The organism is Streptomyces sp. RKND-216 (genome assembly GCF_004795255.1).
GTDB classification, from domain to species: Bacteria; Actinomycetota; Actinomycetes; order Streptomycetales; family Streptomycetaceae; genus Streptomyces; species Streptomyces hazeniae.
Genome location: NZ_SSBQ01000002.1, coordinates 5017375 through 5041685, shown reverse-complemented (window position 1 = coordinate 5041685; position 24311 = coordinate 5017375). Strand labels below are relative to the sequence as shown.

Sequence of the window (24311 nt, the reverse complement as noted above, 5' to 3'; positions counted from 1 at the left end):
GGGTGTTCAGTCCTCCAGTGCGGCGAGGCCGGGGAGCGTCTTACCCTCGAGGTACTCGAGGCTGGCGCCGCCACCGGTCGAGATGTGGCCGAAGGCATTCTCGTCGAAGCCCAGCAGGCGGACGGCGGCGGCACTGTCGCCGCCGCCGACGACCGTGAAGGCCGAACCGTCGAGGAGACCCTGCGCGACCGCGCGCGTACCCTCGGCGAAGTCCGGGTGCTCGAAGACGCCCATCGGCCCGTTCCAGAAGACGGTGGCCGCGTCCGCCAGCTTGGCGGCGTACAGCTTGCGGCTCTCCGGGCCGATGTCCAGGCCCATCAGGTCGGCCGGGATGGCGTCGGCGGGCACGGCGGCGGGGTCTGCCGGCGCCTTCGTCTTCAGGTCCGGGAACGCGGTGGAGGCGAGCACGTCGACGGGGAGGACGAACTCCACGCCGCGCTCGTCCGCCCGTTTGAGGTAGTCCTGGACGGCCGGGATCTGGTCCTCCTGGAGCAGCGAGCCGCCCACCTCGTGGCCCTGGGCCTTGAGGAAGGTGTACGCCATGCCGCCGCCGATGAGGATGCGGTCGGCCTTCTCCAACAGGTGCTCGATGACGCCGAGCTTGTCGGAGACCTTGGCGCCGCCGAGGACGACGGCGTAAGGGCGGGCGACGTTCTCGGTGAGCTTCTTCAGCACGCCGACCTCGGTGGCGATGAGGCCGCCGGCCGCGTGCGGGAGCCGGACGGGGAGGTCGTACACCGAGGCGTGCTTGCGGTGCACCGCGCCGAAACCGTCGCCGACGTAGAGGTCGGCGAGGGCGGCGAGACGGTCGGCGAACGCGCCGCGTTCGGCGTCGTCCTTGCTGGTCTCCCCGGCCTGGAAGCGGAGGTTCTCCAGCAGGGCCACGTCGCCGTCGGCCAGGCCGTCCACGGTGGCACGGGCCTGGTCGCCGACAGTGTCGGCGGCGAAGGCGACGTCCCTGCCGAGGAGGTCACCGAGCCGCGCGGCGACCGGGGCGAGGGAGAACTGCGGGTCCGGGGAGCCCTTGGGGCGGCCCAGGTGGGAGGCGACGACCACGCGGGCCCCGGCCTCGGCAAGTCTGCGGACCGTGGGGACGGCGGCGCGGATGCGGCCGTCGTCGGTGATGGTGTCCCCGTCGAGCGGGACGTTCAGGTCGGCGCGGACGAAGACCCGCTTGCCGGCCACCTGAAGATCGTCGATCGTCTTCATCGTTCCTCGGAATTCCTCGTGTCGGGCCGCACCTGGGGCGGCCCCGTACGAACCGGGGCCCGCGCAACGCGTCATCGCGCTCCGCGAGCCCCGGCCATGTCACCTCGCTGCTGCCGTCGTGGTGGACGTACCGCCGACGGTCAGAGCTTGCCGCCGACGAAGACCGTCAGGTCCACGAGGCGGTTGGAGTAGCCCCACTCGTTGTCGTACCAGCCGACGATCTTCACCTGCTTGCCCTGGACCATGGTCAGGGACGAGTCGAAGGTGCAGGACGCCGGCCAGTTGACGATGTCCGAGGAGACGATCGGGTCCTCGGTGTATTCCAGGACGCCCTTGAGCTGGCCCTCTGCGGCCTTCTGGAAGGCGGTGTTCACCTCGTCGCGGGTGACCTCCCGGTCCAGTTCGATGACCAGGTCCGTGACCGAACCGGTCGGGACCGGGACGCGCATCGCGATGCCGTCCAGCTTGCCCTTGAGCTGCGGCAGGACCAGGGCGGTCGCCTTCGCGGCGCCGGTGGACGTCGGGATGATGTTCTCGGCCGCAGCACGCGCCCGGCGCAGGTCCTTGTGCGGGAAGTCCAGGATGCGCTGGTCGTTGGTGTACGCGTGGACGGTCGTCATCATGCCCTTGACGATGCCGAAGCTCTCGTCCAGCACCTTTGCCATCGGCGCGACGCAGTTGGTGGTGCACGAGGCGTTGGAGATGACGTGGTCCTTCTCCGGGTCGTACTTGTCCTCGTTGACGCCCATGACCACCGTGATGTCCTCCTCCTTGGCCGGAGCCGAGATGAGGACCTTCTTCGCGCCCGCCGCGAGGTGCTTCGCCGCGTCCTCGCGCTTGGTGAAGATGCCGGTGGACTCGATGACGATGTCGGCGCCGAGTTCTCCCCAGGGAAGCTGGGCCGGGTCGCGCTCCGCCATCGTCCGGAAGGTCTGGTTGCCGACCGTGATGGTGTCGTCGGTGTGGCTGACCTGCTGCTTCAGGCGACCGAGGATGCTGTCGTACTTCAGCAGGTGCACCAGGGTCGCGTTGTCGGTCAGGTCGTTGACGCCGACGATCTCGACGTCCGCCCCCTGCTCAAGGAGTGCGCGGAAATAGTTGCGGCCGATGCGGCCAAAGCCGTTGATGCCTACGCGGATCGTCACGAACCGATCTCCTCGTTGGGTACGCCGGCGTGTGCGGACGCCGGCGAGAGCTGTTTGGGCTGTGTCCCCGACCACTTCCGACCCTACCGCGCGCGTCCGGGTCCCGGCGCCGCTCCCCTCCCGTGCCGTCGCCTTCTCGTCCTCGCTCGCGGGACGGGATCCCCGTCGGAGCCCGTCCGGCGAGCGGGGACGGCGGCACGGGAGGCGGGCGTCAGACCGCCATCTCCTCGGCGAGGTTGGACTCGGTGCCGGGGACGCCCAGGTCCTGTGCGCGCTTGTCGGCCATGGCCAGCAGGCGGCGGATCCGGCCCGCCACCGCGTCCTTGGTCAGCGGCGGGTCGGCGAGGGCGCCGAGCTCCTCCAGCGACGCCTGCTTGTGCTCCATCCGCAGCGCGCCCGCCGCCGCCAGGTGCTCGGGGACGTCCTCCCCGAGGATCTCCAGCGCACGCTGCACCCGCGCCCCCGCGGCCACCGCTGCCCGCGCGGAACGCCGCAGGTTGGCGTCGTCGAAGTTCGCGAGCCGGTTCGCGGTCGCCCGCACCTCGCGCCGCATGCGGCGCTCCTCCCAGGCGAGCACTGCCTCGTGCGCGCCGAGGCGGGTGAGCAGCGCGCCGATGCCGTCGCCGTCGCGCACCACGACGCGGTCGACGCCGCGCACCTCGCGGGCCTTCGCGGGGATCTGGAGGCGCCGGGCGGCGCCGACCAGGGCCAGGGCGGCCTCCGGGCCGGGGCAGGTGACCTCGAGCGACGAGGAGCGGCCGGGCTCGGTCAGCGAGCCGTGGGCGAGGAAGGCGCCGCGCCAGGCGGCCTCCGCGTCGCAGGTGGCCCCCGAGACCACCTGTGGCGGCAGGCCGCGGATCGGGCGACCCCTGCTGTCGACCAGGCCGGTCTGGCGGGCGAGCTGGTCACCGCCGGCCACCACGCGGACGACGTAGCGTGAGCCGCGCCGCAACCCGCCGGGGGCCATGACCACCAGGTCGGAGGCGTGGCCGAAGATCTCCAGAATGTCCTTGCGGAGCCGCCGGGCGGCGATGCCCGTGTCGAGTTCCGCCTCGATCACGATGCGTCCGCTGACCAGGTGCAGGCCGCCCGCGAAGCGAAGGGTCGACGAGACCTCCGACTTCCGGCAGCAGGTCCGGGTGACGGGGAGCCGGGAGATTTCGTCCTTCACCGCTGCCGTCATCGCCATGGGCCGATCCTTCCATGCATCCGAAAAATACGGTCGTACGCGGCCGCCAGCAGCTCCGGGTCGTGCCGGGCGGACTGGCCGGAGGCCGCGACGGGGGCCAGCTGGACCGTGGCTCCGAGCTGCTCGGCAGCCTCCCGGAGGCTGTGTTCGTCCGGCACCGCGTCCTGGTCGGCCAGCACCGCGTCGAAGGCGAGTTTAGGGGCGTGTCGTGCCAAAACCTCCAAATGACGCTGCGGGGAGAAACCTTCCGTTTCGCCCGGTTGCGGTGCGAGGTTGAGGGAGAGCACCCGGCGCGCCTTGGTCTCCTGGAGCGCGTCGCGCAGTTCGGGCACCAGCAGGTGCGGGATGACCGAGGAGAACCAGGAGCCCGGCCCGACCACCACCCAGTCGGCGTCCAGGACGGCGGCGACGGCTTCCGGCACGGCGGGCGGGTCCGGCGGCACCAGGTGGACCTGCTGCACCTCACCCGGCGTCAGCGCGACGGTGGCCTGCCCGCGCACCGTGCTCACCTCGTCGGGCCGGGCGGCATCGTGTCCGCGCACGCTCGCGGTGAGTTCGAGCGGGACGGCGGACATGGGCAGCACGCGGCCGTGCGCGCCGAGCAGCCTGCCGACCAGGTCGAGCGCCTGGACGTGGTCGCCGAGCTGCTCCCACAGGGCGACGATCAGCAGGTTGCCGACCGCGTGCTGGTGCAGCTCGCCCTTGCTCTCGAAGCGGTGCTGGATGACCTCTGCCCAGGTGCGACCCCAGTCGTCGTCGCCGCACAGCGCGGCGAGGGCCTTGCGCAGGTCGCCGGGGGGCAGCACGCCGAGTTCGTCCCGCAGCCGACCGCTGGAGCCGCCGTCGTCGGCGACGGTGACGACCGCGGTGAGGTCGCCGGTGATGCGGCGCAGCGCGGTGAGCGAGGCGGAGAGACCCATGCCCCCGCCGAGGGCGACGACCTTGGGCTGGGCGCCGCGGCGTACCGCCTGTCCGCCGACGAAGCGCCGCAGCCGTATGGTCCTACGAGCCATCACTCACGTCCCATGTCCCGGTGGACGACAACGGTTTCCACGCCCTCTCGCGAGAGGCGGGCGGCGAGACGTTCGGACATGGCGACCGACCGGTGCTTGCCCCCGGTGCACCCGACTGCGACCGTGACGTAGCGCTTGCCCTCGCGGCGGTAGCCCGCGGCGATGAGCTGCAGCAGTTCGGTGTAGCGGTCGAGGAACTCCTTGGCTCCGGGCTGGTTGAAGACGTAGCCCGAGACCTCCTCGTTGAGCCCGGTGAAGGGGCGCAGTTCGGGCACCCAGTGCGGGTTGGGCAGGAAGCGGCAGTCGACGACCAGGTCGGCGTCCACGGGAAGTCCGTACTTGTAGCCGAACGACATGACCGTGGCGCGGAGTTCGGGCTCCTCCTCGCCGGCGAACTGGGCGTCGAGCTTGGCGCGCAGCTCGTGCACGTTGAGGCTGGAGGTGTCGATCACCAGGTCCGCGTCGCCGCGTAGTTCGCGCAGCAGGTCGCGTTCGGCGGCGATGCCGTCCACGATGCGTCCGTCACCCTGGAGGGGGTGGGGGCGCCGCACGGATTCGAACCTGCGCACGAGGGCTTCGTCGGAGGCCTCCAGGTAGACGGTGCGCCGGGTGACCTCCTTGGCGTCGAGGTCGATCAGCGACTGCTTGAGGTTGTCGAAGAAGCGCCGGCCGCGCACGTCGACGACCACGGCGATCCGGGCGACGTTGCCCTGCGAGCGCGCGCCGAGATCCACCATGGTGGGGATGAGCGCGGGCGGCAGGTTGTCGACCACGAACCAGCCGAGGTCCTCCAGGCACTTCGCGGCGGTGCTGCGCCCCGCCCCGGACATGCCGGAGATGATCACCAGCTCCGGTGTCGTCGCGTCCTCGCTCTCGGCGGGCGTGCCCGTGCTCACCTGTGCTCCGTCTCTGCGGTCGTCGTGTGCTTCGTCCATGATCGCGTCCCCCGGTCCGGCCGTCGTCAGCGGTTGCCGCCCCGCGTCTGGCGGGGGCGTTCTTCGTCTTCCACGATCTCACCCGTGGCGGTGTTGACGGCGGGTCCGCCCGGAGTCGCCCCGGCCAGCGACGCCGCGACGGTCTCCGCGGTCTTGCGGCCGACGCCCGGGACCTCGCAGATCTGCTCCACAGTGGCCGCCCGAAGCCGTTTGACCGACCCGAAGTGTTTGATCAGCGCCTGTTTGCGGGTTTCGCCGAGGCCGGGCACGGCGTCCAGCGGGCTCGCCGTGAGGGCCTTCTTCCGCTTGCTCCGCTGGTAGGTGATCGCAAAACGGTGCGCCTCGTCACGGACGCGCTGCAGGAGGTAGAGGCCTTCACTCGTACGGGGGAGAACGACGGGGTCGTCGTCCTGCGGCAGCCAGACCTCCTCCAGCCGTTTGGCGAGGCCGCACACGGCCACGTCGTCGACCCCGAGCTCGTTCAGTGCCCGCTGCGCCGCCGCGACCTGCGGCTTGCCGCCGTCGACCACGAGGAGCTGCGGCGGGTAGGCGAACTTCTTCGGACGCCCGTCCTCGTCCCGGCCGTGCTCGCCCTCCTCGCCCTCGGGCCACTCGCCGGTCCGCTGCATCTCCTGGAGGTACCGCCGGAAACGCCGGGCGACGACCTCGTGCATGGCCCGTACGTCGTCCTGGCCGGCGAAGGAGCGGATCTGGAAGCGCCGGTACTCGCTCTTGCGGGCGAGGCCGTCCTCGAAGACGACCATGGACGCGACCACGTCGTCGCCCTGGAGGTGCGAGACGTCGAAGCACTCGATGCGCAGCGGCGCGGAGTCGAGGTCGAGGGCCTCGGCGATCTCCTCCAGGGCGCGGGAGCGGGTGGTGAGGTCGGAGGCACGCTTGGTCTTGTGCAGGGCGAGCGCCTGCTGGGCGTTGCGCTGGACGGTCTCCATCAGGGCCCGCTTGTCGCCGCGCCGCGGGACGCGGAGGTTCACGCCGGCGCCGCGGCGACCGGCCAGCCACTGGGCGATCGGCTCGACCGGCTCGGGCAGGGCGGGGACCAGCACCTCGCGGGGCACGGTGTCGCCGCTCTCCTCGCCGTAGAGCTGCTGGAGGGCGTGCTCGACGAGTTCGGCGGTCCCGACCTCCTCGACGCGGTCGGTGACCCAGCCGCGCTGGCCGCGCACGCGGCCGCCGCGGACGTGGAAGATCTGCACGGCGGCCTCGAGTTCGTCCTCGGCCAGCGCGATGAGGTCGGCGTCGGTGGCGTCGGTGAGGACGACGGCGTTCTTCTCCATGGCGCGGCGCAGCGCCTCGATGTCGTCGCGGAGCCGGGCGGCGCGCTCGTACTCCGTCTCCTCGGCGGCCTCGTGCATCCTCTCCTCGAGGCGGCGCAGGTGGGCGCCGGTGCGGCCGGCCATGAAGTCGCAGAATTCGTCGGCGAGTTCGCGGTGCTCCTCGGGGCTGATCCGCCCGACGCAGGGGGCGGAGCACTTACCGATGTAGCCGAGCAGGCAGGGACGGCCGATCTGCGCGGAGCGCTTGAAGACGCCCGCGGAGCAGGTGCGTACGGGGAAGACGCGCAGCAGCAGGTCGACGGTCTCGCGGATGGCCCAGGCATGGGCGTAGGGCCCGAAGTAGCGCACCCCCTTCCGCTTCGGGCCGCGCATCACCTGGACGCGGGGGAACTCCTCGTTCAGCGTGACCGCGAGGGACGGGTAACTCTTGTCGTCGCGGTACTTGACGTTGAAGCGGGGGTCGTACTCCTTGATCCAGGTGTATTCGAGCTGGAGCGCCTCCACCTCGGTGGAGACGACGGTCCACTCCACGGATGCCGCCGTGGTCACCATCGTCCGGGTGCGCGGGTGCAGGCCCGACAGGTCCTGGAAGTAGTTCGCCAGGCGCAAGCGGAGGCTCTTGGCCTTGCCGACGTAGATCACGCGGCGGTGCGCGTCACGGAACCGGTAGACCCCCGGCGAGTCGGGGATCTCTCCCGGCTTGGGTCGGTAGGTGGAGGGGTCTGCCATGCGTCACACCCTACGTGCGGGGACCGACGTCCTGCGGGGTGCTGCCCGGGCGGTTCCGCCGCCCGCGGCCGGGTCACGTCCAGGCGACGCGGAGGGCGGTGGAGGCATCCAGCGGCGAGGCCCCGGCCTCGGCGGCGAGCACGCCCGCGCCCTCCGGGGAACGGGTGTAGACGGGCACGGCCTCGCTCACGTACCGGCGCCAGGCCGTCGCGTACAGGTCGACGCGCCGGCGGTTCTCGCCCAGCACGGCGGGCGCCGCGGGTGCACCACCGCGTGGGAGCGGAGGCGGCCGCGCGCCGCCCTGCCCCCGTCGCGCAGTCCGTGCCCGGTGACGAGGTAGCGGGGAACGAGGTAGCGGGGATCGCCGACGAGCGACACGGCCTCATCGAAAGAGGTGGCGAACAGGGCCGACGCCGCCGCCAGCACCCCCGCCAGCCGCACCCGGTAGGCGCCGGTCTCGTCGGGAGCGACCGGCACCGCCTCCGCTCCGCGCGGGACGAGCCCTGCCGCGTGCGGGGCCTCCGCGACGGCGGGGGCGACGGCGGGGGGCCGGAGGCTCCGCTCCGGCGGCGCGGAGCATGCGCGCGCCGAGAGCGGCCCTGCGGAGCACGAAGGCTGCCCCTCCCCCGGCCGCCGCGGCGAGCGACGCGAGGACGCCCGGGCCGAGGAGCACGGCCGAGACCCGGCGTCTGCCCGCCGCGAGCGCCTCGTCGAGGGCGCCCAGCGCCTCGGACTGGTCCCGGCGCAGCGGTAGGGGCGGCGGGACGCCGGCGAACCCGGTGCCGTCGACGGCGGGCGTGCTCACCAGCCGCGCTCGCGCCACTCCGCGAGGTGCGGGCGCTCGGTGCCCAGCGCGGTGTCGGCCCTGTGGCCGAGGTAGACCCACGTCTCGTCGGGGAGCCGGTCGAAGAGCTCGGCCTGCACGTCGTGCAGGAGCGTCGTGAACGCCTCCGCTTCGCAAGGTGTTGCCGACGCCGCCGGGGACACCACAGAGCTCTCCTCCCTGAACAAAATGCCGCGCCGCACGGCCGGGGGGCTGTCTCTTCGAGGTAGACCTCGGCGAGGGTGCGGGGCGCCGTTCGGCGCTGACCTGGGTCTGCACGGCGGCGAGTAGTACCCCGGTGGGTGGCGCCGGCCCTCCCCGGGGCAGTCCGCCGAGGACTTCGCCCGCTCCCACCGGCTGCCGCCGGCGCACGGGACGCTCCGGGAGCTGCTGACGGACGCGGGTGTCCTCACCCTCACCGGCCGCCCACACCGCGCATTCGAGTGGCGGTTCCACCCGGTGCCGTCGCGGACACATGTGGAGGTCTGGGCGCGGTGTCTGGAGGCGGTGCTACACCTGGCCGACGAGGAGTTGCGGCGCAGGCAGGCTCTCACCGGGCGCCATGCCACCAGGAGCGCGGCCCGCCGCGGTCTGGTGCAGGAGACAGCGGTGCAGCACGGTGTGCGCGCCTACGTGGACTCGCCGACGCCGGCTCACCGCCGGACCGACGGCGAGCCGTTCTCGTACCTCGCGCCGGGCGTCCTCGACCGGGCCCGGCAGAGCCTCGCGCTCCGCGACGAGCGGGCGCGTACGGGACTCAACGTCGGTGACGCCGCGCCAGACACCACCGGGCAAGCGATGGCGGCGCATCGACCACCGAGTTCTCCAGCAGGCGCCCGGCCCTTCAGGGCTAGGAGGAAGCCACGACGGCGTCAACGAGGAATGGGCCGCCGGTGCGGTAGCCGTGGTGGATGGCGTCGGCGAGGCCGTCGGGGGTGGTGACCTGCTGGGCGGGGACGCCCATGGCGCGGGCAAGCGCGGTGAAGTCCAGTGGCGGGTCGGTGAGGTCCATTCCCAGGTAGCTGCGGGCCTGGTTATCGCGGTGCCGCCAGTTGTCTTTCAGGACTCGGTACTCGCGGTTGTTGGCGATCAGGTAGCCGATGGGAAGGCCGAGGTGGGCGGCGGTCCATAGAGCTTGCGGGGAATACATGGCGGCGCCGTCGCCGAGGGTGCACAGCACGGGCCCGGGGCGGGTGAGGGCGGCGCCGACGGCGGCCGGCATGGCCCATCCCAGGCCGCCGGATACCCACTGGTAGAGGTTGGCCTGCTCCAGGCGCAGGGCGGTGCGTAGGTGACGGGTGGCTTGCGGGGCTTCGTCGACGACGAGTGCACCGTCGGGCAGGTTTCGGGCTACGGTGCGGGCCCACTCGGCCGAGTCGAGGGTGCCTGGTGTGGGCGAAGCGGGCCAGCTGGTGGGCACGGTATCGGCTGTAGCTGCGGCCGCGGGCAGGGTGTCGAGTAGGGCCTCCAGGGTGGGCCGCAGGTGGCCGACGACGGAGCAGGTGACGGGGGTGTCTCGTCCGGGGCCGGTGGGGTCTGAGGTGATCTGAACGACAGTGGTGTCCGACGCGAGCGGGGGGCCGGGGCTGTAGGGGTAGTACAGCGGGAAAGGGTGAGCGCCGACGAGGAGAACAGTGCGATAGGGCGCGAGGGTGTCGCGGATGCCCGTCACATGGGTGGGTAGATAGCCGCGCCATAGCGGGTGGGTGGTCGGTAAGGGGTTGGTGGCCGGCCAGCCAGCGGCCCATACGGGCGCGTTGAGGGCTTCGGCCAGGGCTTGCCCCTCGGCGGGTGCGTGGCGGGCCAGTTCGTCACCGTAGACCAGGGCGATGCTGCCGGGCGGGGCCTGGCTCAGTAGTTCGGCCGGTTCTTGGATGGGTGCGGCGGCGGCGCGCAGTACGGGGCTGCGGGGCGGGGCGGCCGGTCCGGGGGCATCGAGCAGGTTCATCGGCAGGGACACGAAGACCGGGCCTGTGGGTGGCGCTGCGGCTACGCGGAAGGCGTGGCGCAGGACTTCGCCGAGTTCTTCGCGGGTGGAGACCTGGTGGGCCCATTTGACGGTCCCGGCGGTCAGCGCCGTCAGGTCCCCGGCCAGTACCGGGGCGTGGATGAGGTGACGCAGGTCTTGTTGGCCGGCGGTGACCACCATTGGCACTCGGGCGGCGGCGGCGTTCGTCAGTGCTCCGATGCTGTTGCCCAGGCCGGCGGCCGCGTGCAGGTTGGCGACCGCGGGCCGACCGGTGATCCGTGCGTAGCCGTCGGCCATGGCCACCGCGGAGGCTTCCTGTAGGGCGAGCACGTAGGAGATGTCGTGCTGCCTGGCCACTTGTTGGACTAGTGGCAGTTCGGTGGTGCCGGGGTTGCCGAAGAGGTGCCGTACGCCTTCGTCTCGCAGCACGTCGAGTGTCAGCTCTGCGCCCGTGGGAGCGCCGGTTTCGTGCATGCTCACCGATTCCCTCCTCCTGCTCCCACGTAGCGGGGGCAGTCGTTGCTGAGGCAGGGGTCCCGGCGTGCGACCGTCGGGGTCTCCCGTCCTCAGCCTGCCCTGCCTGAGGGCCGCTAAAGCACCAATGCGCCTTTTGAGACGGGTTGTTGGGGCAGGAGGCCGAAACACAAGTGGGCCCCGGCCACCCTCGGCGGATTCCAGGGATCGTCGCAACACCGGCGGGTGTTGCGACGATCTTATGGGGTGTGGGTGAGCGCTTGGGCGAGTTGCTTGACGGTGGGTGCGCCGGCGAGGCCGCCCGGCGTTGAGTAGACGCGGCAGGTCAAGCCGAAGGTCTCGGAGGCGGCTGGGAAGGGGTCATGGCCGTCGATGTGGATCGTGGGAGAGCCGGGGAAGTGCAGTGTCCCTGCTTCCTCGCTCGTTTCGACGGCGTGGAGCTTCACCTCCTGTTCGGAGCGGCCCAGTGTGGCGAGGGCCTCGGTGAGGTGCTCCTGGGCGGTGGTCCAGTTCGGGCAGCCGGTGAAGTAGAGCAGTTCGATATCCACGCCTCCACGATGCCTCTGGGTCAGGCCATGGCGTCGAGCAGCTTCGAGAGCCGCTGAGCCGGGGTTTCCCAGGAGGCGTCTTGCGTGGGCGGGGCCAGCCTTCCGATGGCGGGCGGTTCGGCCGTTGCGGCGGGTCCTGGACTGCCCAAGCCTGAGCATGAAGGTGCACCCGGTGGCGCGGCGCGGCCCGGGTTTGATGAGACCACCGTCGAGCTCCAGTGGGCGCGAACCAGCGACTGGGCGGCATACGCGCGACAGTGGTCGCGGGGCACCCCTCCCAGCCAGCTGCGTCGATCTGGGGATGCACAGGTGTGTTCGAGCTGCTTAGCTGGAGATGGAAGGCTTTGTGCGGCTGGGCCACTGAGATGTCAGATGGTTCGAGCGTAGGTCCCCAAGGCTCCGGACGATTCCACCATTGGGCGACCGCAGGCACCGTTCGCGCGTGCTGGCCGGCGCGGATGAGCCGCCGCCGCTCGTTGCGTGGGCGAGGCAATGGAGAGGCGCTTCATGGACGAGAAGCTTCCAAGCTGGACCGATGGCCCGGCGAAGCAAGCCGTCATCGGGTTCATCAGCCGGGTGACGACCCCCGGCGACGGATACCTGAAGCCCGCGGAGCGGGTCGCCGCCTTCGACAACGACGGCACTCTCTGGGTCGAGCAGCCGCTTCCGGTGCAGCTCGATTTCATCTTCCGTGCCCTGGCCGCGGCAGCTCGGCGTGATGCCTCTCTCGCGGGCACGCAGCCCTACAAGGCGATCCTCGAACAGGATCACGACTTCTTCACCGCGGTAGGTCAGCAACGCCCCGACGCGATCATGGCCCTGGAGGGGGCGCTCGCGTCGAACTGGCGCGGGACGACACCGGCCGAGTTCGACGCCGAGGTACTGCGATACCTGGACGGCGCGAAGTCCGAGCGCTTCGGGGCGCCCTATACCGAGCTGGTCTACAAGCCGATGCTGGAGCTCTTCGACCTGCTGAGGTCGCACGATTTCCGGATCTTCGTCTGCTCGGGGGGAGGCCGGGACTTCATGCGGGTGATCGCCGAGGACGCCTGGGGGCTCAACAGGGAGGACGTGGTCGGGACGGCCCCCCAGTACGAATACCGGGACGGCGTACTCCACCGCACCGACAAGGTCCTGGGCGGGATCGCCCTCGGCCCGGGCAAGCCCGAGCACCTCTTCGCCACGACCGGTCGGATGCCGGCCTTCGCGGGTGGCAACGCCGACGTCGACATCGAGATGCTGGAGTCCGCGACGTTCGCGATGCTGGTCGTTCACGACGACGAGGAACGCGAGTACGCCTATACCGCCGCCGCCGAGAGGTCGGTGCAGGAGGCGAAGCGGCGGGGATGGACCTTGGTCAGCATCAAGAACGACTGGAACGCGGTGTTCTGATGAGCGACGACCTCACCGCGATCGACATCCTGATGCTTCCCGACGCCACGATGATCGAGCGCTCCAGGGTGCTAAACACCCAGATGCGCCAGAGCGTCCCCGATGGCTTCCGGCTCGACGCCCACCACCGGCCCCACATCACTCTGCTACAGCGCTACGTCCGCACCAGCGAGCTCACCCGTGTCTTCGCCGCTGTCGCAGAAACGATCAGTTCCGCGGATCCGGATGCGCTCCAACTGCGCGGCGTCCGGGTCGCCCACATGCAGGTCACCTCCCAGGCCGGAGTGGGCCTCGCTGCCCTGGTCGTCGAGCCAAGTCAGGCGGTGCTCGACCTGCAGCGCTCGCTCATCGCTGCGGTCGCGCCCTTCGCCGAGCAAGGGGGGACTGCCGCCGCGTACGTGACCACGGCGCAGGCACCCGAGATCAACGCGGACACCGTCGAGTACGTGGAGCGCTATGTGCCGGACCACAGCGGCGACAACTTCGTCGCGCACGTCACCGTCGGCCTCGCCCAGCTCGACTTCCTCGCCGATCTGGAAAGCAGGACCTTCGACGCCTTCACCTTCCATCCGGCCGGCTTCGCCGTCTTCCAACTCGGCAACAACGGCACCGCGCAACGCGAACTGAAGACCTGGGACTTCTCCCCGAAGGGCAAGACCCCCAGAGGCCGTCAGAGCTAGGTGTTTGTCCTGTGGAGGCAGGGACGCGGCTGGCGGTGAACCGGTGACGACCACCGGTTCGTGGCTGTCGTCGTCCAGGTCGCGGAAGCCGGGGAGCCGTGCGGCTCTCGAGGTCGGTCCGGTAGCGGGTCGCCCACCGCTGGACGGTGGTGACCGATACGTCGAACCGTTCAGCCGCCCGGCGCAGGGGGCAGCCATCCTCGACCACACAGCGGGCCAGGCGCAGACGTCCGGTCTCGGTCAGCGGTGCGTTACGGTGCGGCATGATGCCTTTCTGGTCGCCGGTGCAGATCTCGCAGTCCACACCGGGCCGGAAGGCCCTCACCCCATTTCAAGATCACCTGCCGGTGATCACCGTCACCAACCTCCGTGGTCAGAACACCTAGGCACAGCCCTGGACGACGCGCCCGTCAGCCATGATGCCCCTGGCGCGCCGGCACGCCTGAACGCAGCGACCGCCCCCGCTTCGGCTTCGAGCGGGGGCGGTCGCGCGTTGGACGGTCACCAGCCGCGCTCGCGCCACTCCGCGAGCGAGGGGCGCTCGGCTCCGAGCGTGGTGTCGTTGCCGTGACCCGGGTAGATCCAGGTTTCGTCCGGCAGGACGCCGAACACCTTGGCCTCCAAGTCGTCCATGAGGGAGGTGAATTCCTCAGGCTGTGTTGTCCGGCCAGGACCGCCGGGGAACAGGCAGTCCCCGGTGAACAGGTGGGGATGGCCGTGCGGGTCGTCGTAGACGAGGGCCACCGAGCCCGGGGTGTGGCCGACCAGGTGGCGGGCGGTGAGCTCGACCCGGCCCACGCGGACGGTGTCGCCGTCCTCCAGCGGCACGTCGGTGGGCACCGGGATGCCCTCGGCGTCGTACCGCCCAGCGTACGTGCGGGCGCCGGTGGCGCGGACCACCTCGGCAAGCGCCTGCCAGTGGTCGCCGTGGCGATGGGTGGTGACGACCCCGGCGAGGCCGTCCTCACCGATGAGCCGGAGGAGCGTCTCCGGCTCGTCGGCCGCGTCGATCAGCAACTGCTCGCCGGTGGCGCGGCAGCGCAGCAGGTAGGTGTTGTTGTCCATCGGGCCGACGGCCGCCTTGGAGATCATCAGGTCGGCCAACTCGTGCACGTCGGCGGGACCGCCGACCTTCACCGCTCCGCTGTAAGCCATGCCCTCACCTTAGGGCCTGTCCGGCGGATCTTTGAGGGTCGGCCCGCGGCGCCGGATGCCTGGGGGCTCCCCAGATCCGCCCCAGTCCTCACGGGCCGGCCGACGACCTCGCGCGTCTGCCCGGAACCGGTCCCGGGCAGACGCCGGGAACTCCCCCGCGCCTGCCCGGAACGGGGCGGACGTCAGAAGGTGGGCAGGGCCGGCAGCGGCTCCGGGGCAGAGAGGCCGGACCCGTCGGCGCGGCCGGTGATCCATCCCATGAGGGCGACGGGCGTGCCCGTGACGACGAGCGGCTCACCCTCGGCCGCACCGGTACGCCAGGACCGCCCGTCCCCGGTGCGCAGCTCGACGCCGACGGCCAGGTCGGCGTGGCCCTGGTAGCGCGCGGCCATGTTCGCGATCTCGCGTTCGACGAAGTCCGCCGGAACGTCCGTCAGCTCGTATCCGACGCCGAGGTCCACGTGGTGCAGTTCGGTCTCGATCCAGCGCCGCCACGGGATGTTCGCCACCCGGTCGGTGACTCCGTTGCGCAGTTCGACGGTGCGCTCCCACCCGGCGTCGCCGTCCGGCTGCCCCTCGAAGGCTCCGTCGAGGCGGAGGGCCGTGACGGCCACGTCCTCCATCTGCTCGGCGGCCGGGCGGGGCGCGCCGCTCTCGATGTCGGCGTCGCGCGCCTCGGCGCTGACGTACATCGGCCTGCCGGCGAGTACGTTGAGCAGCGCGTCGGAGTTGCGGGCGAGGTGGGCGAGGACGTGGCCGCGGGTCCAGCCCGGGAGGCGGGAGGGCGCGGAGACCTCCGGGTCGCTCAGCTTCGCGACGGACTCGAGGAGGCGTGCGGTGGACTCGCGGAGGGCCGCGCAGTCGTCGGCGGGAGAGTGCGTGGTCATGATCCCAACCTAGCGGCCTCACACCATCGGGTGAAGCTCGCGCTCCAGGTCCGGAAATCGAATGCGCGTGCTATAGGCTCGCTCTGCGGCATCCCGCAGCACACCGTCGCGGCGCTCCCATACCCTGGGGTTCGTGGGCCTGCGCCCACAGCTCCCGCACGAAAGGTCTCATCCGGCGTGGCCGACCGTCTCTACGTACGTGGCGCTCGCGAGCACAACCTCAAGAACGTCTCCATCGACCTCCCCCGGGACGCGCTGATCGTGTTCACGGGGCTTTCCGGGTCGGGCAAGTCCTCCCTGGCCTTCGACACCATCTTCGCCGAGGGCCAGCGGCGCTACGTGGAGTCACTCTCCAGCTACGCGCGGCAGTTCCTCGGCCAGATGGACAAGCCCGACGTCGACTTCATCGAGGGCCTGTCGCCGGCCGTCTCCATCGACCAGAAGTCGACCTCGCGGAACCCGCGCTCCACGGTCGGCACCATCACCGAGGTCTACGACTACCTGCGGCTGCTCTTCGCGCGGGTCGGAAAGCCGCACTGCCCGGTGTGCGGCGACCCGATCGCCCGCCAGTCCCCGCAGGCCATCGTGGACAAGGTGCTGGACCTGGAGCCGGGCAGCCGCTTCCAGGTGCTGTCGCCGCTGGCGCGGGAGCGGAAGGGCGAGTTCGTCGACCTCTTCCACGAGCTGCAGACCAAGGGGTACAGCCGGGCCCGGGTGGACGGGACGACGATCCAGCTGTCGGACCCGCCCAAGCTGAAGAAGCAGGAGAAGCACACCATCGAGGTGGTCGTGGACCGCCTCACGGTCAAGGAGGGCGCGAAGCGCCGTCTGACCGACTCGGTGGAGACCGCGCTCGGCCTGTCCGGCGGCATGGTGATCCTCGACTTCGTCGACCTGGACGAGGACGACCCGCTGCGCGAGCGCATGTACTCCGAGCACCTGTACTGCCCGCGGGACGACCTGTCCTTCGAGGAGCTGGAGCCGCGGTCGTTCTCGTTCAACTCGCCCTTCGGCGCCTGCCCCGAGTGCACCGGCATCGGCACGCGAATGGAGGTGGACCCGGAGCTGATCGTCCCGGACGAGGAGAAGTCGCTGGACGAGGGCGCCATCCACCCGTGGTCGCACGGCCACACCAAGGACTACTTCGGCCGGCTGGTCGACGCGCTGGCCGACGCACTCGGCTTCCGCACCGACATCCCCTGGGCCGGCCTCCCGCAGCGGGCGAAAAAGGCCCTGCTGAACGGCCACCGCACCCGCATCGAGGTCCGGTACCGCAACCGCTACGGCCGGGAGCGCGCCTACACCACGGCCTTCGAGGGAGCCGTGCCGTTCGTGCGGCGGCGCCACCAGGAGGCCGAGACCGACAGCAGCCGGGAGCGCTTCGAGGGCTACATGCGCGAGGTGCCCTGCCCGACGTGCGAGGGCACGCGCCTCAAGCCGATCGTGCTCGCCGTCACGGTGCAGGGCCGCTCGATCGCGGAGGTGTCCGCGATGTCCATCAGCGACTGCGCGGACTTTCTGCGGGACCTCAGGCTCACCGCGCGGGAGAAGACGATCGCCGAGCGGGTGCTGAAGGAGGTCAACGAACGGCTGCGGTTCCTCGTCGACGTCGGCCTCGACTACCTCTCACTGAACCGCGCGGCCGGCACCCTCTCCGGCGGCGAGGCGCAGCGCATCCGGCTGGCCACACAGATCGGCTCCGGCCTGGTGGGCGTGCTCTACGTGCTGGACGAGCCGTCCATCGGCCTGCACCAGCGGGACAACCACCGGCTGATCGAGACGCTGGTGCGGCTGCGGGACATGGGCAACACGCTGATCGTCGTCGAGCATGACGAGGACACCATCAAGACCTCGGACTGGGTGGTCGACATCGGTCCGGGAGCCGGCGAGCACGGCGGCCGGGTCGTGCACAGCGGCCCGCTGGACCAGCTACTCACCAACGGCGAGTCGGTCACCGGCCACTACCTCTCGGGGAAGAAGCAGATCCCCACGCCCCGGGAGCGCAGGCCGGTGGACGGCGACCGCCGCCTCCTGGTGCGCGGCGCACGGGAGAACAACCTCCAGAACATCGACGCCGCCTTCCCCCTCGGCGTCCTGACCGCCGTCACTGGCGTCTCCGGATCCGGCAAGTCGACGCTGGTCAACGACATCCTCTACACCCACCTGGCGCGCGAGCTGAACGGCGCCAAGGCGGTTCCGGGGCGGCACACCCGCGTCGAGGGCGACGACCTGGTCGACAAGGTGGTGCACGTCGACCAGTCGCCGATCGGCCGCACCCCGCGCTCCAACCCGGCGACGTACACCGGGGTGTTCGACCGGGTGCGGAAGCTGTTCGCCGAGACCACGGAGGCGAAGGTCCGCGGTTACCAGCAGGGCCGGTTCTCCTTCAACGTCAAGGGCGGTCGCTGCGAGAACTGCGCGGGCGACGGCACCATCAAGATCGAGATGAACTTCCTGCCTGACGTCTACGTGCCCTGCGAGGTGTGCCACGGCGCGCGCTACAACCGGGAGACCCTGGAGGTCCACTACAAGGGGAAGAACATCGCCGAGGTCCTCGACATGCCCATCGAGGAGGCACTCGACTTCTTCGAGGCGGTCCCGGCGATCGCCCGTCACCTGCGCACGCTCAACGACGTGGGCCTGGGGTACGTGCGGCTGGGGCAGCCGGCGCCGACGCTGTCCGGCGGCGAGGCCCAGCGCGTGAAGCTCGCGAGCGAGCTGCAGAAGCGCAGCACCGGCCGCACGGTGTACGTGCTGGACGAGCCGACGACCGGTCTGCACTTCGACGACATCCGCAAGCTGCTGGGCGTGCTGTCGGGGCTGGTCGACAAGGGCAACACGGTGATCGTCATCGAGCACAACCTCGATGTCGTCAAAACCGCCGACTGGCTCGTGGACATGGGCCCGGAGGGCGGCAGCGGAGGCGGCCTGGTGATCGCCGAGGGCACCCCGGAGGACGTCGCGGCGATCCCGGCGAGCCACACGGGGAAGTTCCTCCGCGAGATCCTGGGCGACCGGGTGAGCGACGCGCAGGTGCCCGCGTCGCGCAAGCCGCGGGGCACCGCGCGGAAGAAGGCCGCGGCCCGGAAGTAGCGCCGCCGCGTGGGGCGGGTACGTCGCCGGGTCCGCCCCACGTCCGCGTACCGGCGCCGCTTCGGACCGGGCGTCCCCCTTCGGTCAGGCCCAGTCCCAGCTGATGCCGAGGAGTCCGGGTTTCACGTCCTGGTGCGCCAGGTGCACCGCGCGGTGCGGCGCGGACAGGTCGAGTTCGCGCACCTGCGTCGGCCGCGCGCCCGGCGCGGTCCGCGCGAAGCTCCGGCAGCCCACCGGTAGCGCGTCCGCGTCGAACCCGGCCTGGAGCACGTACTGCCCTCCGCCGAAGCTGAAGCCGCGCACGTACTCGCCGCACGGCCCGGCCGTGCCGTCCTCGAAGGTGTAGCTGAACATGTGGGTGTCGCCCACCCGCAGCCGCCTGTCGAAGAGGAGCTCCGCGGCAACCAGCCCCGTCGGCCCGTGCCGTCGCACACTGCCGGGGCGGCAGTTCTCCCCCGCTCGCAGGCGAACGCCGGACACGTCGCAGCCGGCGTCGCCGTAGTGGATGGCCACATACCGGTCGATGCCGTCCCGGTGCGCGCGCACCACCTGTTCCGAGTGGCGGGAGGCTAGTTCGCGGCGTGCCCCGATCCGCACGCGTTCGACGTGCAGCACGGTGTGCACGCCGCCGTCAGCGGGCCACCGCAGCTCCGCGAGCAGCTGCTGGAGCGCGTCCGCGGCGTCGACCAGCGACCGGTACGGCCGTGCGGCGGGCCGCTCCGCCGAGGCAGTCTCGCGCAGCAGCCGGGTGAGCGCGTCCCGCGGCAGATCCAGCACCTGCTCCAGCGCGGTGACCGCACGCATCGACTCGGGCCGGGCCGGGCGCCGGTTGCCCTGCTGCCAGTAGCTGAGGCTGGTCACCCCGACCTGTATGCCGCGCTCCGCGAGCCGGTGCTGTATGCGGTGCAGCGCGAGACCGCGCGCCTGGATGGCGGCGCGCAGCGCGACGTGGAACGGCCCGGTCTTCAGAAGCTGGTCCAGTTCGGAGTGCATGCTCACGGTGTCGCTCTCGTTCTCGCGCGGGCCGGCAGCGCGGCGCCGGCGTCATCGACGTCCGTCCGTTCACTTCGGCGCCGGTGACGTTCACATCGTTTCGCTCCCGCGCATTACAGCCTGTTGACCAGCGGGTCAGCAAGGCTTGCGGCACCGCCAGAGGTCGGCCCAATAGTTCGTGCCGAATTCGCCGACGGCCCTCTGGTGCGACCCGCCCTCCCTTGCCACTGTGTGCGGCTGTGTGCACGCCCCGTGCACTGAACTCACCTGTACCGAGGGGGTTTTGTGAAAGAAGCTCGCCCACTCAGACGGTTCCTCGTCCGTTCGATACTCGTTCCGGTGGCCGCCGCGTCCGCGCTGGCCACCGGGCTCACGGCTCCGGCCGGTGCCGCTCCCGGCGCTCCGGTCCCGGCACACGCCCCGGCATCGCCCATTCCGACCCCCGGCACGCCGGGGCCGGGGTGGGAGATCGACAGCACCAGCCGCCCGGTGGCCCCGGGCGCCACCCTCACCTCCTTCGACCGGCTCGCCCCCGACAAGTGGCTGCGGGCCGACGCGCTCAGCGTCGACCTCACGGAGGGCACGCGCGTCGACCACCTCTCGGGCGCGGTCTCGGAACGCCGCACGCTCGGCGAGCACGTCGCCGCGCACGACCCCGGCGAGGGACGCCGCACGGTCGCCGCGATCAACGCGGACTTCTTCGACATCAACGCCACCGGCGCGCCGCTGGGCCCGGGCGTCCGTAACGGCGAGATCACCCAGTCCCCCGAGCCCGGTGCCACCCAGGCGGTCGGCTTCGGGCCGGGCAGCGCCGGCCGCGTCCTCGACCTGTACTTCGAGGGCACTCTGACCGTTCCCGACGGCGAAGAACCGCTCGCCGCCTACAACGCGGCCGACGTCCCGCAGAACGGCATCGGCGCCTACAACGCCCAGTGGGGCGACGCCGACCGGACAGCAGCAGTGGAGGGCGCGGCCGAGACCGCAGAGGTGGCGGTCCGCGACGGCCGCGTCGTGAGCGTCTCCAAGAAGCCCGGCGACGGAGCGGTCCCGCCGGACACCACCGTGCTGCTGGGCCGCGACGCGGGCGCCGAGGTGCTGGCCGGGCTGCAGACCGGCGACCCCGTGTCCTGGGAGTACGACCTGCGCACGGGCGACGGCGGGCCGTTGCCGCGGACGGCGGTCGGCGGCCGCGGCATCCTGGTACTCGACGGCGAGCCGCAGGACTGGGAGGGCCGGCCGAACAACACGACCGCGCCGCGCACCGCGGTGGGCTTCTCCCGGGACGGCTCCACCCTGCACGTCCTCACCGTCGACGGGCGGCAGGCCGCGTCCGGCGGCGTCACCCTCACCGAGCTGGCCCGGATGATGGACGAGTTGGGCGCCCACAACGCGCTCAACCTGGACGGCGGCGGTTCGTCCACGCTGCTGGCCCGCGAGCCGGGCTCGGACACGCCGCAGCTGGAGAACGCCCCCTCCGACGGGGAGCAGCGCGAGGTGCCCAACGGTCTGGCGCTCACCGCGCCAGACGGCAGCGGCGACCTGCACGGCTTCCGGGTGGAGACCGCCGCGGACCCCGCCCTCGCTCCCACCGCGGACACCGTCCCCGGCGGCCACCCGGAGCGCGTCTTCCCCGGCCTCACCCGGCAGTTGACGGCCGCCGGGTACGACGAGACCTACGGTCCGGCCGAGGGCGATCCCGACTGGCGGGTGCACCGGCGCAGCGTGGGCCGGGTCGACGAAGACGGCACGTTCCACGCCCGCCGCACCGGCAGCACCGAGGTGACCGCCCGGCGGGGACGCGCAGACGGCTCCGTCGAGCTCCGGGTCCTCGGAGAGCTGCGTCGTGTGACACCGACCCGGGACCGGGTGGGCCTGGCGACGCCGCAGGACGAGGGCACCTTCGGGGTGCTGGGATTCGACGCGGACGGCATCAGCGCACCGGTCGACCCGACCGATGTGGAGCTGGAGTACGACCGGGCGCTCTTCGCCATCGCCCCGAACGCGACCATCGGCGGCTTCACGGTGCGTTCCCGCAGCGGCGAGGAGGGTGCGTCGGGAATCGTGGAGGCCACCGTGGCCGGGCACAGCACGGTGCTCGCCGTGACGGTCGGCCTGCGCGACCAGCGCGTCGCCGCCTTCGACGACGCCGGCGACTGGACGTTCTCCGCCGCCCGCGCAGAAGGCGCGGTCGCCCCCGAACCGTCCGGTCGCGACGGGCAGGGGCTCCGTCTGGACTACGACTTCGGGCAGTCCACAGCGACCCGCGCGGCATACGTCAACCCGCCGCAGTACCTCGAAGTGCCGGGTCAGCCGCAGGCGTTCACCCTGTGGGTCGAGGGCGACGGCCGTGGGGCGTGGCCGTCGCTGCACCTGGTCGACGCGAACGGCACCTCTCAGGTGCTGCGCGGTCCGCACGTCACCTGGGAGGGCTGGCGGCAGGTGACCTTCAGCGTGCCGGAGGGGGTGGCCTACCCGCTGAGGGTACGGCGCTTCTACGTCGCCGAGACGCGTCCGGACGCGCAGTACAGCAGCAGCATCGTGCTGGACGAGCTGGTGGCGCGCACCCCGCCGGACGTCGAGCTGCCCGCGCAGCCGGCCGTGCGGGACCGCCTGATCTCCACCGCGCGGGACGTGGTCGGCCGCGACTGGCGGTTCGCGGTGATGTCGGACGCCCAGTTCGTCGCCCGCGAGCCGGACAGCGAGCTGGTGGCCCAGGCGCGGCGGACGCTGCGGGAGATCCGCGCGGCGGACCCCGACTTCGTCGTCGTCAACGGCGACCTGGTGGACGAGGGGTCGCCCGAGGACCTGGCGTTCGCCCGGCAGGTCCTGGAGGACGAGCTCGGCGACGCGGTGCCCTGGTACTACGTGCCGGGCAACCACGAGGTGATGGGCGGGAGCATCGACGCCTTCGTCGCGGAGTTCGGTCCGGCCCGCCGCACGTTCGACCACGAGGGGACCCGCTTCGTCACCCTGGACACCTCCTCGCTCGCGCTCGGCGGTCTGGAACAGTTCGCCGAGCTGCGCGGGCAGCTGGACGCAGCGGCCCACGATCGGCGCGTACGGTCGGTGGCGGTGGTCCAGCACGTGCCGCCGCGCGATCCGACGCCGCAGCGGGCGAGCCGTCTCACGGACCGACTGGAGGCGGATCTGCTGGAGAAGCTGCTCAGCGCCTTCCATGCCCGGAGCGGCAAGGACGTGCTGTTCGTCGGCTCGCACGTGGGCGTTTTCCACGCCTCACGGGTGGACGGGGTGCCGTATCTGGTCAACGGCAACGCGGGGAAGAACCCGGCCGCGCCTCCCGGTGAGGGCGGATTCACCGGCTGGTCCCTGGTCGGCGTGGAACGGCACGGCACGGTGCACTCCGGCCGGGAGGCGTTCGCGGTGCAGACCCGTGCCCACGTGGACGGCCTGACGCTCCAGGCGCCGGGCGCCCTGCCGGACGGCGCGACCGCCGCTGCTGGGGCGACCGTGCGGCAGGGCGAGGGGGCCGGGGCGCGCGAGGTGCCGGTGACGTGGCCGGTCAGCGCGGACTGGTCCGGCTCGCGGAACCTGTGCCTGGGCGACGGGCGGCCGAAGCAGCGCTGTGACGCCGCCTTCGACCCGGCGACGGGGGTGCTGACGGCGCTGCGCCCGGGCACCGTCTCCCTCGCGGTGGAGGTGAACGGCGCCCGGGCGGAGCGGACGGTGGTGATCGGCTGACGCGCAGGCGTCAGTCGTCGTCCTTGGAGAGGGGGCCCCGGTCGTCGCGCGCGTCCGGGGTCCCCATCGGGGCGGTCTGCTTCTCGCGCTGCTTCCGGTCCTGCTTCTTCGAGGCGTAGAGGCTGGTGACCGTGGTGACGACCAGCACCGCGCAGATGACGCCCAGGGAGACCGGGATGCTGATCTCCGGGACGTGCACCCCCGCCTCGTGCAGGGCGTGCAGTACCAGCTTGACGCCGATGAAGCCGAGGATGACGGACAGGCCGTAGGACAGGTGGACGAGCTTCTTGAGGAGGCCGCCGATCAGGAAGTACAGCTGGCGCAGACCCATCAGGGCGAAGGCGTTCGCCGTGAACACGATGTACGGGTCCTGGGTGAGGCCGAAGATCGCGGGGATGGAGTCCAGCGCGAAGAGGACGTCGGTGGTGCCGATCGCGAGCATCACGATCAGCATCGGCGTCATCAGCCGCTTGCCGTTCTCCCGGATGAACAGCTTGGTGCCGTGGTACTGGTCGGTCGAGGGGAAGCGCCGCTCGATCATCTTGAGCATGCGGTTCTCCTCGTACGCCTCCTCTTCGTTCTCGACGCGCGCCTCCTGGATGAGCTTCCAGGCCGTCCAGATCAGGAAGGCGCCGAAGATGAAGAAGACCCAGGAGAACGTCGAGACGATCGCCGCGCCCGCGGCGATGAAGCCGGCGCGCAGCACCAGGGCGATGAGGACGCCGATCATCAGCACCCGCTGCTGGTAGATGCTGGGCACCGCGAACTTCGCCATGATCAGGACGAAGACGAAGAGGTTGTCGACGCTGAGCGACTTCTCGGTGATGTAGCCCGCGAAGAACTCACCGGCGGGCTGCCCGCCCCCGAAGACGAAGAGACCGATACCGAAGATGACGGCCAGGACGATCCAGACGATCGTCCAGATGCCTGCCTCCCTGAGGGAGACGTCGTGCGGTTTGCGGCCGACGAAGAAGTCGACGGCGATCAGGGCACAGAGACCGATGACGGTTGCCGCCCATACGGCAAAGGACACATCCACGTGACGTACACCTCCGGCTGACGCGCTGCCGGAGGTCTCTTCCG

Annotated in this window: 17 protein-coding genes and 2 pseudogenes; 4 read left to right on the top strand and 15 right to left on the bottom strand. The window is 71.4% G+C overall.

The genetic code is table 11. The features are described from left to right. Positions 1–6 precede the first annotated feature (6 nt). From E4198_RS22075 to E4198_RS22035, 10 genes and pseudogenes are all read right to left on the bottom strand, one after another. A complete protein-coding gene (locus tag E4198_RS22075; protein WP_136184689.1) occupies positions 7–1209 on the bottom strand; it encodes a phosphoglycerate kinase in 1203 nt (400 codons plus the stop codon). Positions 1210–1349: 140 nt separating this feature from the next. Then, positions 1350–2354 carry a type I glyceraldehyde-3-phosphate dehydrogenase gene (gene gap / locus E4198_RS22070; protein ID WP_136184688.1) on the bottom strand — a complete coding sequence of 335 codons (1005 nt, stop codon included), beginning with the start codon at positions 2352–2354 and terminating at the stop codon, positions 1350–1352. Positions 2355–2565: 211 nt separating this feature from the next. Then, a complete protein-coding gene (gene whiA / locus E4198_RS22065; protein WP_027762435.1) occupies positions 2566–3543 on the bottom strand; it encodes a DNA-binding protein WhiA in 978 nt (325 codons plus the stop codon). Further along, positions 3534–4556, bottom strand: a complete 1023-nt coding sequence (gene yvcK, locus E4198_RS22060) for a uridine diphosphate-N-acetylglucosamine-binding protein YvcK (protein ID WP_136184687.1) — start codon at positions 4554–4556, stop codon at positions 3534–3536. Before yvcK ends, whiA begins: the two co-directional genes overlap by 10 nt. Further along, positions 4556–5491 carry an RNase adapter RapZ gene (gene rapZ / locus E4198_RS22055; protein WP_136184686.1) on the bottom strand — a complete coding sequence of 312 codons (936 nt, stop codon included), beginning with the start codon at positions 5489–5491 and terminating at the stop codon, positions 4556–4558. The genes yvcK and rapZ overlap by 1 nt, the downstream gene beginning before the upstream one ends. Before the next feature lie 26 nt (positions 5492–5517). Next, positions 5518–7515 (bottom strand): excinuclease ABC subunit UvrC, encoded by a 1998-nt coding sequence (gene uvrC / locus E4198_RS22050; RefSeq protein WP_136184685.1) that lies wholly within the window; start codon positions 7513–7515, stop codon positions 5518–5520. 73 nt (positions 7516–7588) lie between these two features. Beyond that, a complete protein-coding gene (locus tag E4198_RS25100; RefSeq protein ID WP_168711492.1) occupies positions 7589–7762 on the bottom strand; it encodes a hypothetical protein in 174 nt (57 codons plus the stop codon). Between the two features lie 554 nt (positions 7763–8316). Next, a pseudogene (locus tag E4198_RS22045) lies at positions 8317–8497 on the bottom strand (MBL fold metallo-hydrolase); the annotation flags it as partial. A 691-nt stretch (positions 8498–9188) separates the two neighbouring features. After that, the gene (locus E4198_RS22040) at positions 9189–10781 is read right to left on the bottom strand and encodes a thiamine pyrophosphate-binding protein (protein WP_247597972.1); all 1593 of its coding nucleotides are present in this window, start codon (positions 10779–10781) and stop codon (positions 9189–9191) included. A 239-nt stretch (positions 10782–11020) separates the two neighbouring features. Beyond that, positions 11021–11329: a thioredoxin family protein gene (locus E4198_RS22035; protein WP_136184683.1), complete on the bottom strand. Its 309-nt coding sequence runs from the start codon at positions 11327–11329 to the stop codon at positions 11021–11023. A gap of 507 nt (positions 11330–11836) precedes the next feature. Between E4198_RS22035 and E4198_RS22030 the strand changes: the two genes are divergently transcribed. Further along, positions 11837–12721 carry an HAD family hydrolase gene (locus E4198_RS22030; protein ID WP_136184682.1) on the top strand — a complete coding sequence of 295 codons (885 nt, stop codon included), beginning with the start codon at positions 11837–11839 and terminating at the stop codon, positions 12719–12721. Further along, positions 12721–13401 (top strand): 2'-5' RNA ligase family protein, encoded by a 681-nt coding sequence (locus E4198_RS22025; protein WP_136184681.1) that lies wholly within the window; start codon positions 12721–12723, stop codon positions 13399–13401. Before E4198_RS22030 ends, E4198_RS22025 begins: the two co-directional genes overlap by 1 nt. Positions 13402–13513: 112 nt before the next feature. Here E4198_RS22025 and E4198_RS22020 read toward each other — a convergent pair. From E4198_RS22020 to E4198_RS22010, 3 genes and pseudogenes are all read right to left on the bottom strand, one after another. Further along, a pseudogene (locus tag E4198_RS22020) lies at positions 13514–13666 on the bottom strand (leucine zipper domain-containing protein); the annotation flags it as partial. A 236-nt stretch (positions 13667–13902) separates the two neighbouring features. Beyond that, complete coding sequence (locus E4198_RS22015; RefSeq protein WP_136184680.1) at positions 13903–14556, bottom strand: MBL fold metallo-hydrolase; 654 nt, start codon at positions 14554–14556, stop codon at positions 13903–13905. A gap of 182 nt (positions 14557–14738) precedes the next feature. Next, entirely contained in the window at positions 14739–15443 is a 705-nt protein-coding gene (locus E4198_RS22010) for a maleylpyruvate isomerase family mycothiol-dependent enzyme (RefSeq protein WP_136184679.1), read from the bottom strand. Positions 15444–15620: 177 nt separating this feature from the next. Here E4198_RS22010 and uvrA point away from each other — a divergent pair, with 177 nt between their 5' ends. Then, positions 15621–18536 (top strand): excinuclease ABC subunit UvrA, encoded by a 2916-nt coding sequence (gene uvrA, locus E4198_RS22005; protein ID WP_136184678.1) that lies wholly within the window; start codon positions 15621–15623, stop codon positions 18534–18536. An 84-nt stretch (positions 18537–18620) separates the two neighbouring features. On the opposite strand, the gene E4198_RS22000 is transcribed toward uvrA, so the two are convergent. Further along, positions 18621–19529 (bottom strand): hypothetical protein, encoded by a 909-nt coding sequence (locus tag E4198_RS22000; protein ID WP_136185551.1) that lies wholly within the window; start codon positions 19527–19529, stop codon positions 18621–18623. Positions 19530–19868: 339 nt separating this feature from the next. Here E4198_RS22000 and E4198_RS21995 point away from each other — a divergent pair, with 339 nt between their 5' ends. After that, the gene (locus tag E4198_RS21995) at positions 19869–23228 is read left to right on the top strand and encodes a phosphodiester glycosidase family protein (RefSeq protein ID WP_247597793.1); all 3360 of its coding nucleotides are present in this window, start codon (positions 19869–19871) and stop codon (positions 23226–23228) included. 10 nt (positions 23229–23238) lie between these two features. Here the strand turns inward: E4198_RS21995 and E4198_RS21990 are convergent, their stop codons facing one another. Beyond that, positions 23239–24267 carry a TerC family protein gene (locus E4198_RS21990; RefSeq protein ID WP_136184676.1) on the bottom strand — a complete coding sequence of 343 codons (1029 nt, stop codon included), beginning with the start codon at positions 24265–24267 and terminating at the stop codon, positions 23239–23241. Positions 24268–24311: the final 44 nt, after the last annotated feature.